The organism is Sphingomonas longa, from assembly GCF_016892685.1.
GTDB lineage: Bacteria > Pseudomonadota > Alphaproteobacteria > Sphingomonadales > Sphingomonadaceae > Sphingomonas > Sphingomonas longa.
In genome coordinates this window covers 615,102-629,418 of sequence record NZ_JAFEMC010000002.1, presented here as the reverse complement: position 1 = coordinate 629,418, position 14,317 = coordinate 615,102, and the positions used below count along the sequence as shown (strand labels likewise).

Sequence of the window (14,317 nt, the reverse complement as noted above, 5' to 3'; positions counted from 1 at the left end):
TCAGTAGCTCAGGCGGACGCCGACATAAGCGGCGCGGCCATAGGTGCCGTAGCGGAAGATCGTCTCAGATTGCTCGTCGAACAGGTTCTCGACCCGGCCATAGACCTGCACCTGCTGCGTGATAGGGACCGCGGCGCGGATGTCGGCGAGCACGTAACCCTGCACCTTGCGCGAATTGTTGGCGGTGTCGAAGCTCGACCCGACGCTGGTGACGGTCGCCCCCGTCTCCAGCCCGAACGGCCAGCGATAGTCGATCGAGGCGTTCACGCTCTGGCTGGGGCGGCGCACCAGCTTGCGGCCGAAGTTCGCGGTGCCCGCGGAGCGGTTCTCGGCATCGATCCAGCTGTAGTTCGCCTGGAAGCGGAGCGGCTCGACCGGACGCAGCGTGATGCCGACCTCGACACCTTCCGCGGTCGCCCGCGCGACGTTGTCGTAGGTGCCGTTCGGGCGTCCCGTGCAGATTCCGGTGAGTGGCGCGGGGCACGATATGAAATTGATCAGGTCGCGCGAGTTGCGGTGGAAGTAGGTCGCGCTTGCCTCGACCGCGCCGTCCAGCGCGCGTTGCGTGACGCCGGCGTCCCAACCCTTGGCGCGCTCCGGCGTCAGGGCCGCGTTGCCGTATTCGCTTTGCAACTGGTACAGGGTCGGCGCCTTGAAGCCCTCGCTGTAGCTGGCGCGGAGCGTCGTCGCGCCGCCGTTGGGCGAATAGACGCCGCTGCCCGCCAGGCTGGTCTTGCCGCCGAACAGATTGTGATCGTCCTGACGCGCACCGCCGGTCAGCGTCAGACCGACGACCGGCGTCACCGACACCTGCCCGTAGACGCTGAAGATGCGCGCCCGGCCGACCGTCTCCGGCCCGCCATAGCTGCTGCTGGTGAAGCGCGACACCTCGCGCTCCACACCGAACGTCGCCTGCACCGCGTCCATGATGTCCGCGACGCCCTGATATTCGAGGCGGGTGTTGTCCCCGTCGCCGGCGAACGTCTCGACGGGCGTGCCGTCCGGATCATAGTTGCGGCGGCGCGTGTCGGTGCGCGCATAGCCGAAGCGGTTGCGCAATGCTCCGTCGAACAGCGCGACGTTCAGCCCGCCATAGCCGATCAGGTCGCGCGTCTTCCCGTATTCGCGCGTGTCGCCGAACGCGAAGGTCGGGGCGGGGAAGCCGTCGATGCCGACGCGGCCGTTCGAATAATAACCGCGCGCGTCGACCGAGATCGCATCGGTGATCGCGAGGTTCAGGTTCAGGTTCGCGCCGTAATTGCGATACCCGTCCTTCTCCGTGCCGCCGCGATCCTCGTTGAAGGCGGAGATGCCGTCGGTGCGGAAATAGCCGCCGCCCGCGCTGGCCGACAGCGGGCCCGCCTTGCCGGCGATGTTAACCACCCCCTGCGCGGTGTCGCGATAGCCGTATTCGCCGCGGGCGTTGACGGTCAGCTTCTCCGTCGGCTGCGTCGTGATCAGGTTGACGACGCCGCCGATCGCCTGACTGCCCCAGATCACGGAGGACGGCCCGCGCAGCACCTCGATCCGCTCGATATTGCCGATCAGCAGGTTGCCGAAATTGTAGCTGCCGCCGGTCGAGGATGGATCGTTCAGCTTCACGCCGTCGATCAGCGCGACGGTCTGGTCGCTCTCCGCGCCGCGGATGAACACCGACGTGCTGGTGCCGACACCACCGTTGCGCGCGATCGTCACGCCCGGAACGGTGCGCAGCAGGTCGGACACCGACTGGGCCTGACGTTCGCGGATGATGTCGGCGTCCAGTACGGTGATCGACTGGCCGACCCGGCCGATCGGCGTCGCGGTACGGTTGGCGGTGACGACGATCGTGTCGCCGGCACTCCCCTGCGTGGTGACGGCATTGGCGTTGTCGCGAATTTCCTGCGCGGCGGCGGGTGCCGCCACGGCAAGCGCGGCGATGAGCGATAGATAAGTCTTGGTCACGATATTCCCCTGTCAACAACAAGGGGTCGCGCGCGCCGACGGAAGACCGACAGGCACGATGCCGCTCGCGGACAAGTCCACGCGCGCCACCCCGTTCGATGCCGTCTCGCGAGGAATTCTCCCCGATCGCGCTGAACACCCCGTCCGCGCAAAGGACCGACCGCGACAGGCAGGTCTCCTGGCTCCCGGGTCGTCGCGCTCGCTCCGCCTTCCCGGCCGAGGCCAGTGGCATAATGGAGCGACCGCTGTCCGGTCACAGTTGCGGGGACAGCTGCGGATGACGGGGACGTTCCCCGCTTCCGCATTCCCTATTATTCCCATTCCTGGGAACCTGTCGCATAGGCCCCTTATGAGCAGCGGCGGGATCGGGCAAGTGGGACGCGTGACGCTGGTGATCGGCGGCGCACGGTCGGGCAAGAGCGCGCGGGCACAGGCCATTGCCGAAGCCGCGTCGCCCATGCGGACCTATCTGGCGACGGCGCAGGCCTTCGACGATGAAATGCGCGAGCGCATTGCCCGCCACCGCGCCGACCGTGGCATGGGTTGGCGGACGGTAGAGTGCCCGGTCGATCTGCCCGAGGCGATCGGGCGCGAAGCACATGGGGCATCGGTGCTGCTGGTCGACTGCCTGACACTATGGGCGAGTAACCTGTTGCTGACGGACGCGGATGCCGATGCGGCGACCGACCGGCTGCTGGCGGCGCTGGCCGCTGCACCCTGCTCGATCGTGCTCGTCAGCAACGAGGTCGGCATGGGTATCGTGCCCGACAACGCGCTCGCCCGCCGGTTCCGCGACATCGCGGGGCGCATGAACCAGCGCGTGGCAGTGGCGGCCGACACTGTGCTGCTGATGATGGCCGGGCTGGAATTAAAGCTCAAATAATTTGATAATCACTCGCAATAGCTATTGAGCAAGTCGCGACGAACCGGTAGTCGGCGGTGGTGAATCAGGTCACGCCCATCCACGCCGCGTCCGGCATCTCCGCACCGAAGGGGAAGCCGCGTCGCAAGTGGAAGACGTGGTGGCTGAAACAACTGCACACCTGGCACTGGGTCAGCGCGGCGGTGTCGCTCGTCGCCATGCTGTTGTTCTCGGTCACCGGCATCACGCTCAACCATGCCGCATCGATCGGCGCGACGCCGGTGGTAACGGAGAAGTCCGGCACCCTGCCCGCACCGCTGCTGAAGCAGTTGGCGAAGCCCAGCGTCGACACGATACTGCCGCCCGCCGTCGCTGCCGCGGTTGCACGCTCGGTCGATCTCGATCCCGCCGGCAAGCCGGGCGAGTGGTCCGACGCCGACGTGTATGTGGCGCTGCCGCGCCCCGGCGGCGACGCGTGGGTGAGCATCGATCGCGGCAGCGGCAAGATCACCGCGGAGGTCACGGATCGCGGCTGGGTGTCGTACCTCAACGACCTGCACAAGGGCCGCAATTCCGGCACGGCGTGGTTCTGGTTCATCGACGTGTTCGCGGGGGCGTGCATCCTGTTCACGCTGACCGGGCTGCTGCTGCTCCAGCTTCACGCCCATCGCCGGCCGTCGACCTGGCCGATCGTCGCGGCCGGGCTGGCGCTGCCGGTCGTCATCGCCATCGTGTTTATTCATTAAGGGGCTCCATCCGATGCGTCCGTCCTCCCTCGTCCTGCTCGCCGGCGCGGTGTCCGCCCCGGCGGTCGCGGGTACCGTCACGGTCACCGTGCCGCGCCTGAACGTCGCCGAATATCACCGCCCCTATGTGGCGATCTGGCTGGAGCCGGTCGGTGGCGGCGCGGCGCGGACGCTGGCGGTGTGGTACGACGTGAAGAAGAAGGGCAACGAGCCGGGCACCAAGTGGCTGTCCGACCTGCGCGCGTGGTGGCGCAAGGGTGGCCGCTCGCTGAAACTGCCGGCGGACGGTGTCAGCGGCGCGACGCGCACGCCCGGCCAGTACACCATCCCCCTGCCCGCCGATATCAAGCCCGGCCAGTATGTGCTGAACGTGGAGGCCGCCCGCGAAACCGGCGGCCGCGAACTCGTCTCCGTGCCCATCACCGCAGCCGGTGGCCGCGCCACGGGCAAGTCCGAACTCGGCGCCGTCGCCGTCACTCGCTGAGGATACTCCCATGAAGCTATCGCACCTGATGATCGCCGCCGCCGCGCTGGCGATCCCCGCCGCCGCCTCCGCGCACCGGATGTGGATGCTCCCCTCCGCGACCGTCGTGTCGGGAACGGAAAGCTGGGTCACGGTCGACGCCGCGGTGTCGAACGACCTGTTCTTCTTCGACCACCAGCCGCTGCGGCTGGAGCAGATGAAGGTGTGGCAGCCGGACGGCAGCGCCGGCCAGCTTCAGAACGGATCGACGGGTCGCTATCGCTCGACCTTCGACGTGCAGCTCAACAAGCCGGGGACGTGGAAGATCGGCACGGCGATGTCGGGCGTGATGGGCAGCTTCAAGGTCAATGGCGAGGAGAAGCGCGTCGGAGGTCGTGGCGGGCCGCCGCGTCCCGGCATGCCCGCGCCGCTGACCGTCGCCGACATTCCCGCCGATGCGACCGACGTGAAGCTGACCGAAAGCTCAACCCGCAACGAGATCTTCGTGACGGCGGGCGAGCCGACCACGACCGTCTTCGCTCCGACGAACACGGGGCTGGAGATGGCCCCGATCACGCATCCGGACGAGCTGGTGTCGGGCGAGGCGGCGAAGTTCCGGTTCCTGATCGACGGCAAGGCCGCCGCGAACCTGAAGGTCACCGTCATTCCCGGCGGCAAGCGCTATCGGGATGCCGAGGGCGCGATGGAGCTGACCACCGGCGCGGATGGTGTGCTGAGCGTGACGTGGCCGAGCGCCGGCATGTACTGGCTGAACGCGACGGCGACCGACGCCAAGACCATGACGCCGCGCGCGACGCAGCGGCGGATGAGCTATGTCACGACGCTGGAAGTGCTGACGCCCTGATGCGTCCAATTTCATGCTGATCGCCGTTCCGGCGGCGATCGATCCGGCAGCGTTCGTCGGGCTGGACTCGACCGCCCTGGTCGTCGATCTCGACGGCGAGACGATGGGCACGACGTGGAGCGTGCGCCTGGTCCCGCCGCCGCGATGCGGCCTGATAGCGATCCGGGCGGCGATCGTCGCGCGGCTGGACGGCATCGTCGCGGAGATGAGCCACTGGGAGGCGAGTTCGCATCTGTCGCGGTTCAACCGGGCGGCGCGGGGAACCTGGACCGTTCTGCCGCCCGACTTCGCGCATGTCGTCGCGGCGGCGTTGCGCATCGCCGAGATCACGGACGGTGCGTTCGATCCGGCGATTGGGCGGTTGGTCGACATTTGGGGCTTCGGTCCTGCGCCGGTGCCGGGCGCTCCGAACGAGGCGGCGATCGATGCGGCGATGCGAGTGTCAGGCTGGCAGAGGCTGCGCTTTGACCCGGCCGCCCGGCGGCTGTGCCAGCCGGGGGGGCTGGCGCTCGATCTTTCAGGGATCGCCAAGGGGTTCGCCGTCGATACGGTAGCGAACATGCTGGCGGAGCACGGCGTGCGGCATATGCTGGTCGAGATCGGCGGCGAGTTGGTCGGCCGTGGTGTCCGCCCTGACGGCGAGCCGTGGTGGGTCGATCTGGAGATTCCGCCGGGCGTGAAGGTCGAGCCGCTACGCGTGGCGCTGCACGGGCTGGCAGTGGCGACATCGGGCAATTACCGGCGCGGCGATCACAATCTCGATCCGCGGACGGGGCGGCCGGCGAATCGCGGCGTAAAGTCGGTCAGCGTCCTGCATCCGTCGGCGATGATCGCGGATGCCTGGGCGACGGCGCTGACGGTGGGCGGGCCGGCCACCCTCGCAGTTGCGGAAGTGCATGGGATCGCTGCCAGAATTTTGACTGATGATGGCGAAGGGCTGACGCCAGCACTCACTGCCATGCTGGAAGGTTAGGCTAAGGTTAGTCCAATGCGGCGTTTCGCGACGCTGTGCCGAAACCTGATCCGCGTGACCCGTGTCGCGCATTCGTCCCCCTCACGGTGAGGAGTTAAGCGGCGAGCGATCCAGAACCGCGCGTCCGTGCCTGGATGGCTTCGCTTCGCTCGCCGTGACGGGAGAGAGGCAGGGGATCGGCAACGATGAGAAACAGCGGATCATGGCATGATCCGCTTTCTCCAACATTGCCAGTCCGGGATCAGCCCACCGTCGAGGTTAGCGGCGGCGTCTGCTGGTGCTGGACGACCTTCCAGACCTCATGGGCCAGCCATCGATAGGTGGAGGTGCAGTGCGCCTCATACCCCTCCCCATCCTTTTCGGCGCGGGCGCGATAGGCGACGACGATCAGGCCTTCCTGAGGACGGGAAACCCGCCGCTCGGTGAGTTCGACCGAAGACCAGCGCGGCGTCGAGGCGACCGCCTCGATCGCCTGCGCACCGCTCATGACGAAGGGCGGCGTGGGCAGGACCATCAGGCATTCGTCATCGATCGACTCGCGGTAATGCTCCGCATCGGCGGTCCACAGGCTTTCCTCGAAGCTCCATACCCGATCGTCGTCCATCGCTCTTCTCCCGTGCCGTTGCTGGCATCGGATCGGGAACGACAGGTCCGGCGATTGGGTCCGTAACCCTTTGGGTTATCGGCACGTCGGACACCTAGGTTCCTCGACGATTGGAGGGCTAAGCCGCCTGAAGCGCGCCAAATATCTAGCCGCCCGCGACCGAGGGCCCTATTCCGCCACGATCAAGTCCGAGGATACCGATCATGAAGACCCGCGCCGCCGTCGCATTCGAGGCTAAGAAGCCGCTCGAGATCGTCGAGCTCGATCTGGAGGGGCCTCAGGCCGGCGAAGTGCTGGTCGAGATCATGGCGACCGGTATCTGCCACACCGACGCCTATACGCTCGACGGGCTCGACAGCGAGGGGCTGTTCCCCAGCGTGCTGGGCCATGAGGGCGCGGGCATCGTGCGCGAGATCGGCGCGGGGGTGACCAGTGTCGCGGTCGGCGATCACGTCATCCCGCTCTACACGCCCGAATGTCGCCAGTGTAAGTCGTGCCTGTCGCAGAAGACCAACCTGTGCACCGCGATCCGCGCGACGCAGGGCAAGGGGCTGATGCCGGACGGCACCACCCGCTTCAGCTACAAGGGCCAGCCGATCTTCCACTATATGGGCTGTTCGACCTTCTCGAACTTCACGGTGCTGCCGGAGATCGCGGTTGCGAACATCCGCAAGGACGCGCCGTTCGACACCAGCTGCTATGTCGGCTGCGGCGTGACGACCGGCGTCGGCGCGGTGGTCAACACCGCCAAGGTGCAGGTCGGCGACACCGTCGTGGTGTTCGGGCTGGGCGGCATCGGGCTGAACGTCATCCAGGGCGCGAAGCTGGCGGGGGCGAAGATGATCGTCGGGGTCGACATCAACCCCGACCGCGAGGATTGGGGTCGCCGCTTCGGCATGACGCACTTCGCCAACCCGCGCGATGTCGGCGATATCGTCCAGCATATCGTCGCGCTGACCGATGGTGGTGCGGATTACAGCTTCGACGCCACCGGCAACACCGACGTAATGCGGCAGGCGCTGGAATGCTGCCACCGCGGCTGGGGCACCAGCATCATCATCGGCGTGGCGGAGGCGGGCAAGGAGATCAGCACGCGGCCGTTCCAGCTCGTCACCGGCCGCAACTGGCGCGGCACCGCGTTCGGCGGCGCACGCGGGCGGACGGACACGCCGAAGATCGTCGACTGGTACATGGACGGCATGATCCAGATCGACCCGATGATTACTCATCGCCTGACGCTGGACGAGATCAACACGGGTTTCGACCTGATGCACGCCGGGGAGAGCATCCGCAGCGTGGTGATCTACTGATGGAGACGCTGTCGACCGCCAGGGCGCATGGCGGGACTCAGGGCGTGTACCGGCATGCCTCGTCCGCGACGGGCACCGACATGACCTTCTCCGTGTTCGTACCGGAGCATGAAGCGGGCGAGACGCTGCCCGTGCTCTGGTATCTGTCCGGCCTGACCTGCACGCACGCCAACGTCACCGACAAGGGCGAGTATCGCGCCGCCTGCGCCGAGCACCGCATCGTCTTCGTCGCCCCCGATACGTCGCCGCGCGGCGACGGTGTGGCCGACGATCCGGCATGGGATATGGGGCAAGGTGCTGGCTTCTACGTCGATGCGACGCAGGCACCCTGGTCGCCGCATTTCCGGATGCGGTCCTATATCGAGGACGAACTGCCGGCGCTGATCGCCGCCGGGTTTCCGGTCGACATGGCGGCGCAGGGGATCACCGGCCATTCGATGGGCGGTCACGGCGCGCTGACGATCGCCCTTCGCAACCCCGATCGTTTCCGCAGCGTCAGCGCTTTCGCCCCGATCGTCGCGCCGTCGCAGGTGCCGTGGGGCGAAAAGGCGCTGGGCGGGTATCTGGGCGACGACCGGACGGCGTGGCGCGGGCACGACGCGGTGGCGCTGATCGAGGACGGCGCGCGATTACCGGATTTACTGGTCGATCAGGGCGATGCCGACAGCTTCCTGGCCGAGCAGTTGCGCCCGGACCTGCTGCGTGCGGCGTGCGACGCGGCGGGCATCCCGCTGACGCTGCGGATGCAGAAGGGGTACGACCATAGCTACAATTTCATTTCCACCTTCATGGCGGACCATGTGGCGTGGGCGGCGGCGCGTCTGCGGCGCTAGCCGCTAGCGGTCAGTCGTCCGTCGCCGGCGCGTCGATGTCCCATTCCTGATCGCGGACCACCGTCGAACGGACGGGGCGACCGGCGACATCCCGCCACGGGTCGTAGCGGAAGCGCTTCTCGATCGCGCGACAGGTCGCCTGATCCATCAGGGCGTTGCCGCTCGACCGGGCGATCGTGCAGCCGGTGACGCGGCCGTCCTTTTCGACCTGGTAGCGGACGCCGACCACTCCGCGAAAGCCGGTGTCGAGGATCGGATCGGGGATGTCCGATCCCTTGATCCGGCCATTGATCAGGCGCGGTACGCGTTCCCAGCCGCTGCCGTCACCATCCCCGTCGCCACCGGCGCCATTGCCATGGCCGATACCGCCCGCTCCGGTCCCCGGCCCCGCGCGATCGGAGGCGCCCGACGTCGCCTGCACGCCGACGTTCGGCAGCGGCGCGACCGCGATCGGCGGGGGTGGCGCGAGCTGGATGAGGGGTTCGGGTGCCGTCACCTCGGTCGCCTTCGAGCGCACATTGGGCGGCGATGCCTTGCCGCTGGCTCGGGCGATCTTGCGCGGCGGTGGGACGATGCGCTCCGGCGGCGGTGGCTCCTGCGTCAGATCGAACGTCGCCAGGGGGTTCTGCACGGCACCGGTGCTGCCGCCGAATGCCAGGCCGACGATCAGCGCATAGCCGAGCGCGGCGACGACGGTCGCGGTCAACGCGGCCGCCCCGATCCGTTCCCGCAGAGGTGTTCGTCCGATCACCATCGGGAAATGATGCCGGAGCCGGGCTTTCGCAACGCTGACCGGCGTATGATCAGCCCTGCGACCCGGCGTCGCCTGCGGTTTCCGCCACGGGCGTGATCGCCCTGCCCGTCTCGAACCACGCCACGAGGTTATCGACCACCAGTCCGCCCATCGCCGCCCGTGTCGCCTGCGACGCGGAGCCGATATGCGGCAGCAGCACGACGTCGGGGTTCGCGCTCAGTTCGGGGGGAACGTGCGGCTCGTTTTCAAACACGTCGAGCCCGGCGGAGAGGATCGTGCCGTCGCGAAGCGCGGCGATCAGCGCCTGCTGATCGACGACGCTGCCGCGCGCGACGTTGATGAGGATCCCGTTCGGGCCCAACGCGCGCAGCACGTCGCCGTCGACCAAATGTCGCGTCTTCGAGCCGCCCGGCACGAGGATGATGAGCACGTCGCAGGCCGCCGCCAGTGCGACCGGGCTGCCATGATAGTCGTAGGCCACGTCCTCCTGCCGGGAGCGGCCATGATAGGCGACCGTCGTGCCGAATGCTTCGAGACGCCGCGCCACGGCCTTGCCGATCGCGCCGAGGCCGAGGATCCCGACGCGGCGGCCGCGCAAGGTCGGGGACAACGGGAACGGAGCGTCCGTCCAGCGCCCCGCGCGGAGATAACGATCGGCTTGCGGGATACGGCGGACGGTCGCCAGCAGCAGCCCCAGCGTCAGGTCGGCCACCTCCTCGTCGAGCACGCCCGGCGTGTTGGTGACGACGATACCGCGTGCGGCCGCGGCCTTCACGTCGACATTGTCGTATCCGACACCGAAATTGGCGACCACCTCCAGCGCCGGCAGGCGGTCGAACCAGCTTTCGTCGATGCGCCCGGCCAACGTGCTGACCGCCATGCCGCGAATGCGGCGACCGATCTCGGCCAGATACGCGTCCTCGTCGGGCCGCTCCCAGAGGCGGTGCAGTTCGAAACGATCCTCTAGCGCAGCGATCACGCCGGGCAGCATCGGACGGGGCATCAGGATTGCGGGTCGGGTCATGGGACGGTTCCGTCTTGCAGGCGGTGGCGAAGCTCGTCCTCGGCCACGATGTCCACCGCAATCCCGGCGGTGCGCAGTTCCTCCGCCTTGCGATAGGGGGCACTGACATGCGCGAAGCGACCGAACGGCTGGTCGCGGCTGACGACGAGCATCGTCGATGTCGTGCCGACCGATGCGACGACGCGCGCGCCGGCCTGCGCCAGCCACTGGGCCAGCGGTCCGTTGCGGGGTGCGCCGAGGATCGCCACCCGCTGTCCCCTCAGCGGACCGTCCGCGGCGGCCTTCGGTGCGGGCGCGCTTTTCGGGGTGGTGGGTTTGAGCCAGCCCGCCAGATCGATCCCGGTGTGATCGATCGCACGGACGATCACCATGCCCGCCGCGCGCGCGTCGCTCAGGGCGTCGTGATGTTTGTGTCGCACACCGAGGAAACGCGTCAGCACGTTCAGCCGGTGGCTCGGCAAGTCCGGCCATGCGCGTTTCGCGACGCGAACGCTGTCCAGCCACGTCGTCTCGATCGCGACCCGGTCGTGGACCCGGCAGGCCGCCGCCAACGCACCCTTGTCGAAATAGGAATGCGCCACCGTGACGCGGCCGGTCAGGTGGCCGGCAACAATGTCGTGGATATGGGCGTAGGTCGGCTGCCCCGCGACATGATCGCCGCTGATGCCGTGGATGCGCGTGTTGAAGGGCGAGAACTCGTCGCAGGGATCGACCAGCGTTTCGTAGGCGAACACCTCCCGCCCGTCGCGAAACCCGACGATGCCGATCTGGCAGATGCTGCTGACCCGCGAACAGGCGGTTTCCACGTCAACGACGACGAAATCGATATCCGGTTCCGCGCTGGCCTCTATGGTCGTCATGACGTTCATCGGCCGGAACATACCATGTCCGGCGCACTTCGCCATGTTTGCCCCGCCGGGAGGGTTCGATTTTGCGACCGGCGTTCCCATGTTCCTCGCATGAACGAAGACCTCAACCGCCTCGGGCTCGTCGAAGAGGATGATATCGACCTCGACGAAGCGGCATTGTCGCTGGCGCTGCTCGATCATCCCGGCACCGACCTCGACCCCTATTACGACCTGCTCGACACCATCGAGGCGCGGCTGGAGATCGTCGGCGACGACGCGCACGATCCCGCAGCGCGGGCCGACGCGCTGGCGGCGGTGCTGGCGGGCGAGTTCGGGTTCGTCGGCGATGCGGAGACGTACGACGATCCCGACAATGCCGACCTGATCCGCGTGCTCGACCGGCGTCGCGGCCTGCCGGTCAGCCTGTCGATCCTGTGGGTCGCCACGGCGCGGCGACTGGGGTGGAGCGCCGACCTGCTCGACGTGCCGGGGCACGTGCTGGTCCTGATCGGGGCGGATGCCGATCCGGTGATCGTCGACCCGTTCTCCGCCGGGATTCGTGTCGACCGCGAGCGGCTGGTCGCGCTGGTGCAGGCGTTCGGGGAGCCGGATCGCGCGGTGACCCACGTCGCGGCGATGCCCAATCGCGCGGTGCTGGTGCGGCTGCTCCAGAACCAGGCCTCGCGTGCGGAGCAGGCGGGCAAGGGGCGGCGGACGCTGGAACTGTATACGCGCATGACGGTGATGGCCCCCGAAACGGTGCATGCGTGGTGGGAGCGGGCGCGGCTGGAGCTGGTCGACAACGACATCGCCGCCGCGCGCGGTAGTCTGGGTGCGATCCTCGAGATCACGCGCGATCCGGCGTTGCGGACGAGAGTATCGGAAACGCTGGCCTCGCTGCCGACCGAGTGAGCAGGCGAAGGGTGAGCGGCGGTTTGCATCCGCCGCACGGACCGGTAAGCCCGCGCACTCGCCAGCATTTCGGACCCGCCTTATGATCGCGACCACAGGCCGGGCCGTCGGCCTCGACTTCGGCACCACCAACACGGTCGCGGCGCTGGCCGGGGCAGAAGGCGACACCGCGCTGATCCCCGTCGACGACGCGGACGACGTATTCCGCACGGCGCTGTGCTTCTGGCATGACGAGGACGTGCGCGGCGGCGTGGCGGTGGAGGCTGGGCCCGCCGCGATCCGCGAGTATCTGGAGTTCCCGTCCGACAGCCGGTTCCTGCAATCGTTCAAGTCGGTCGCGGCCAGCGCGTCGTTCGACACCGCGCCCGTGTTCGAGAAGCGCCATCGGTTCGAGGAGCTCGGTCGCATGTTCCTCGAACGGCTCGCCGCGCATGCCGGCGGGGCGCTCGACCAGCTCGACCGGGTCGTCGTCGGACGCCCGGTGACATGGGCGGGATCTCGGCCCGACGAGGCGCTGGCCCGGACGCGCTACGACGCGATGTTCGCCGGCTTCGCGCGCGAGGTGCACTATGTCTACGAACCGCTCGCCGCCGCCTATAGCCACGCATCGACGCTGACCGAACCGACGACGTTGCTCGTCGCCGATTTCGGCGGCGGCACCAGCGACTTCTCCGTCGTGCGGGTGGCGGAGCCGGGTGCGGCGCGACGCTGCGTCCCACTGGGTCACGCCGGCATCGGGGTGGCCGGCGACCGGTTCGATGCGCGGATCATCGACCGGCTGGTGCTGCCGTTCCTCGGCAAGGGCGGGCAGTATCGATCGTTCGACAAGGTGCTCGACATCCCCGGCGGCTATTTCGCCGACGTCGCCGACTGGTCGAAGCTGGCGATGATGCGCAATCGCCGGACGTTGGCGGAGCTGGACCGGCTAAGGCGCAGTGCGCTCGATCCCGACGCCATCGGGCGGATGATCGCGCTGATCGAGAACGAGTCCGGCTTTGGGCTCTATGGCGCGATCGGCGGGTTGAAGCGCGCGCTGTCGCAGGATGCGTCCGCCGCGTTCGCCTTCCACGACGCCGGTCTGACGATCGAGGCGGAGGTGAGCCGGACCGAGTTCGAGGCATGGATCGCCGACGATCTTGCGCGGATCGCCGCGACCGTGGACCGCGCCCTGATCGTGGCCGGCGTCACCGAACGGGACATCGACCGGGTCTTCCTGACCGGCGGCACCTCCCTCGTTCCGGCCGTCCGCGCGATCTTCACGGCACGGTTCGGCGAAGCGCGGATCGAGGCCGGCGGTGAGCTCACCTCGATCGCCAACGGACTGGCGCTGATCGCGCAGGACGGCGACGTGAGCGCTTGGACAGCATGAAGCTGGGCCCCGTCAGGGAGCAGCGACCAGTCCGTCGGCGATGCCAGCCTGTAACTGCGCGCGCAGATTGGCGAGCGCGACGTCGCTCAGGCGTGGACGTTCGGCGACCGCCTTGCCGCGGCGCAGCCTTGCCCGCTCCTCCTCCGGCGGATCGACCCGTCTTACGCGCACCGCCGCATGGCCGCGAGCCCGCACCCCGAGTTGCTCTGCCGCGCCGCGCGAGAGGTCGAGGATACGGCCGCGCGAAAAAGGACCTCGATCGTTGACGCGGACGAGGATCGTGCGGCCGGTATCGAGCGACGTGACCTCGACATAGGTCGGCAGCGGCAATGTCGTGTGCGCGGCGGTGATCCATGTCGCATCGAAGCGCTCACCGAGCGCGACACGGTTGCCACTCTCCCGACCGTACCAGCTTGCGTAGCCGAGCACATCGAAATGCTCATCGGCCGCGGGCACGTAGGTCACTCCCGCGACCTTATAGGGTTTGCCGATGCTGACCGGCCAATCGCTGACGGGGCGGTAATGCGCAGAATGGCACGCCGAGAGGCAGAGGATCGCGGAGAGCGCTGCGAATGTCGGACGTCGTCGGTTCATGCCGGCGCATCTAGCCGAGAATGCCGCGCCGGGCACGACACCGTCCGGGTTGATCTGATATCCGCCTAGAGCCGCACGCGTAAGGCAGACGGGCCGCTCGGTGATTTGGCAGCGAGGGCTGGAGCGGGTGAAGGGAATCGAACCCTCGTCGTAAGCTTGGGAAGCTTCTGCTCTACCATTGAGCTACACCCGCGTCTCTGGGCCCCTGCCGATCCG

15 protein-coding genes, 1 tRNA gene and 1 riboswitch are annotated in these 14,317 nt (G+C 68.0%); of the genes, 9 read left to right on the top strand and 7 right to left on the bottom strand.

Annotation, left to right across the window (positions count from 1 at the left end; all coding sequences use genetic code 11):
• Nucleotides 1-1,947 (bottom strand): TonB-dependent receptor plug domain-containing protein, encoded by a 1,947-nt coding sequence (locus ILT43_RS09140; RefSeq protein ID WP_425530295.1) that lies wholly within the window; start codon nucleotides 1,945-1,947, stop codon nucleotides 1-3.
• A 148-nt stretch (nucleotides 1,948-2,095) separates the two neighbouring features.
• Nucleotides 2,096-2,294: riboswitch (cobalamin riboswitch) on the bottom strand.
• On the opposite strand from ILT43_RS09140, the gene cobU reads away from it, so the two are divergent.
• From cobU to ILT43_RS09115, 5 genes are all read left to right on the top strand, one after another.
• Nucleotides 2,294-2,827, top strand: coding sequence for a bifunctional adenosylcobinamide kinase/adenosylcobinamide-phosphate guanylyltransferase (gene cobU / locus ILT43_RS09135; protein ID WP_204198645.1), 534 nt, complete (start codon nucleotides 2,294-2,296; stop codon nucleotides 2,825-2,827). (Overlaps the previous riboswitch by 1 nt.)
• Before the next feature lie 95 nt (nucleotides 2,828-2,922).
• Nucleotides 2,923-3,552, top strand: coding sequence for a PepSY-associated TM helix domain-containing protein (locus ILT43_RS09130; RefSeq protein WP_211534446.1), 630 nt, complete (start codon nucleotides 2,923-2,925; stop codon nucleotides 3,550-3,552).
• 13 nt (nucleotides 3,553-3,565) lie between these two features.
• Nucleotides 3,566-4,036, top strand: coding sequence for a DUF2271 domain-containing protein (locus ILT43_RS09125; protein ID WP_204198643.1), 471 nt, complete (start codon nucleotides 3,566-3,568; stop codon nucleotides 4,034-4,036).
• A gap of 10 nt (nucleotides 4,037-4,046) precedes the next feature.
• Nucleotides 4,047-4,880, top strand: coding sequence for a DUF4198 domain-containing protein (locus ILT43_RS09120; RefSeq protein ID WP_204198642.1), 834 nt, complete (start codon nucleotides 4,047-4,049; stop codon nucleotides 4,878-4,880).
• A 13-nt stretch (nucleotides 4,881-4,893) separates the two neighbouring features.
• Nucleotides 4,894-5,853 (top strand): FAD:protein FMN transferase, encoded by a 960-nt coding sequence (locus ILT43_RS09115; RefSeq protein ID WP_204198641.1) that lies wholly within the window; start codon nucleotides 4,894-4,896, stop codon nucleotides 5,851-5,853.
• A 241-nt stretch (nucleotides 5,854-6,094) separates the two neighbouring features.
• Here ILT43_RS09115 and ILT43_RS09110 read toward each other — a convergent pair whose 3' ends face one another.
• Nucleotides 6,095-6,457: a DUF4440 domain-containing protein gene (locus ILT43_RS09110; RefSeq protein WP_204198640.1), complete on the bottom strand. Its 363-nt coding sequence runs from the start codon at nucleotides 6,455-6,457 to the stop codon at nucleotides 6,095-6,097.
• Nucleotides 6,458-6,660: 203 nt separating this feature from the next.
• Here ILT43_RS09110 and ILT43_RS09105 point away from each other — a divergent pair, with 203 nt between their 5' ends.
• Together ILT43_RS09105 and fghA are read left to right on the top strand one after the other, a co-directional pair.
• A complete protein-coding gene (locus ILT43_RS09105) occupies nucleotides 6,661-7,767 on the top strand; it encodes an S-(hydroxymethyl)glutathione dehydrogenase/class III alcohol dehydrogenase (RefSeq protein ID WP_204198639.1) in 1,107 nt (368 codons plus the stop codon).
• Complete coding sequence (gene fghA / locus ILT43_RS09100; protein ID WP_204198638.1) at nucleotides 7,767-8,600, top strand: S-formylglutathione hydrolase; 834 nt, start codon at nucleotides 7,767-7,769, stop codon at nucleotides 8,598-8,600. Before ILT43_RS09105 ends, fghA begins: the two co-directional genes overlap by 1 nt.
• Before the next feature lie 10 nt (nucleotides 8,601-8,610).
• Here fghA and ILT43_RS09095 read toward each other — a convergent pair whose 3' ends face one another.
• From ILT43_RS09095 to ILT43_RS09085, 3 genes are all read right to left on the bottom strand, one after another.
• Nucleotides 8,611-9,306 carry an energy transducer TonB gene (locus ILT43_RS09095; protein WP_204198637.1) on the bottom strand — a complete coding sequence of 232 codons (696 nt, stop codon included), beginning with the start codon at nucleotides 9,304-9,306 and terminating at the stop codon, nucleotides 8,611-8,613.
• 97 nt (nucleotides 9,307-9,403) lie between these two features.
• Nucleotides 9,404-10,378, bottom strand: coding sequence for a 2-hydroxyacid dehydrogenase (locus tag ILT43_RS09090; RefSeq protein ID WP_204198636.1), 975 nt, complete (start codon nucleotides 10,376-10,378; stop codon nucleotides 9,404-9,406).
• Nucleotides 10,375-11,238: a 3'-5' exonuclease gene (locus tag ILT43_RS09085; RefSeq protein ID WP_204198635.1), complete on the bottom strand. Its 864-nt coding sequence runs from the start codon at nucleotides 11,236-11,238 to the stop codon at nucleotides 10,375-10,377. The genes ILT43_RS09090 and ILT43_RS09085 overlap by 4 nt, the downstream gene beginning before the upstream one ends.
• 99 nt (nucleotides 11,239-11,337) lie before the next feature.
• On the opposite strand from ILT43_RS09085, the gene ILT43_RS09080 reads away from it, so the two are divergent.
• Together ILT43_RS09080 and ILT43_RS09075 are read left to right on the top strand one after the other, a co-directional pair.
• The gene (locus tag ILT43_RS09080) at nucleotides 11,338-12,138 is read left to right on the top strand and encodes a SirB1 family protein (protein WP_204198634.1); all 801 of its coding nucleotides are present in this window, start codon (nucleotides 11,338-11,340) and stop codon (nucleotides 12,136-12,138) included.
• A gap of 82 nt (nucleotides 12,139-12,220) precedes the next feature.
• Complete coding sequence (locus ILT43_RS09075; protein ID WP_204198633.1) at nucleotides 12,221-13,507, top strand: Hsp70 family protein; 1,287 nt, start codon at nucleotides 12,221-12,223, stop codon at nucleotides 13,505-13,507.
• A 12-nt stretch (nucleotides 13,508-13,519) separates the two neighbouring features.
• Here the strand turns inward: ILT43_RS09075 and ILT43_RS09070 are convergent, their stop codons facing one another.
• The gene (locus ILT43_RS09070) at nucleotides 13,520-14,101 is read right to left on the bottom strand and encodes a septal ring lytic transglycosylase RlpA family protein (protein WP_204198632.1); all 582 of its coding nucleotides are present in this window, start codon (nucleotides 14,099-14,101) and stop codon (nucleotides 13,520-13,522) included.
• A gap of 119 nt (nucleotides 14,102-14,220) precedes the next feature.
• Nucleotides 14,221-14,294, bottom strand: a tRNA-Gly gene (locus ILT43_RS09065).
• Between the last annotated feature and the right edge of the window lie 23 nt (nucleotides 14,295-14,317).

Bases quoted from the DNA above. Each gene is read 5' to 3' on its own strand.
- cobU (WP_204198645.1), top strand. From the start codon at position 2,294: ATGAGCAGCGGCGGGATCGGGCAAGTGGGACGCGTGACGCTGGTGATC.
- ILT43_RS09125 (WP_204198643.1), top strand. From the start codon at position 3,566: ATGCGTCCGTCCTCCCTCGTCCTGCTCGCCGGCGCGGTGTCCGCCCCG.
- ILT43_RS09120 (WP_204198642.1), top strand. From the start codon at position 4,047: ATGAAGCTATCGCACCTGATGATCGCCGCCGCCGCGCTGGCGATCCCC.
- ILT43_RS09115 (WP_204198641.1), top strand. From the start codon at position 4,894: ATGCTGATCGCCGTTCCGGCGGCGATCGATCCGGCAGCGTTCGTCGGG.
- ILT43_RS09110 (WP_204198640.1), bottom strand. From the start codon at position 6,457: ATGGACGACGATCGGGTATGGAGCTTCGAGGAAAGCCTGTGGACCGCC.
- ILT43_RS09105 (WP_204198639.1), top strand. From the start codon at position 6,661: ATGAAGACCCGCGCCGCCGTCGCATTCGAGGCTAAGAAGCCGCTCGAG.
- fghA (WP_204198638.1), top strand. From the start codon at position 7,767: ATGGAGACGCTGTCGACCGCCAGGGCGCATGGCGGGACTCAGGGCGTG.
- ILT43_RS09090 (WP_204198636.1), bottom strand. From the start codon at position 10,378: ATGACCCGACCCGCAATCCTGATGCCCCGTCCGATGCTGCCCGGCGTG.
- ILT43_RS09085 (WP_204198635.1), bottom strand. From the start codon at position 11,238: ATGACGACCATAGAGGCCAGCGCGGAACCGGATATCGATTTCGTCGTC.
- ILT43_RS09080 (WP_204198634.1), top strand. From the start codon at position 11,338: ATGAACGAAGACCTCAACCGCCTCGGGCTCGTCGAAGAGGATGATATC.
- ILT43_RS09075 (WP_204198633.1), top strand. From the start codon at position 12,221: ATGATCGCGACCACAGGCCGGGCCGTCGGCCTCGACTTCGGCACCACC.
- ILT43_RS09070 (WP_204198632.1), bottom strand. From the start codon at position 14,101: ATGAACCGACGACGTCCGACATTCGCAGCGCTCTCCGCGATCCTCTGC.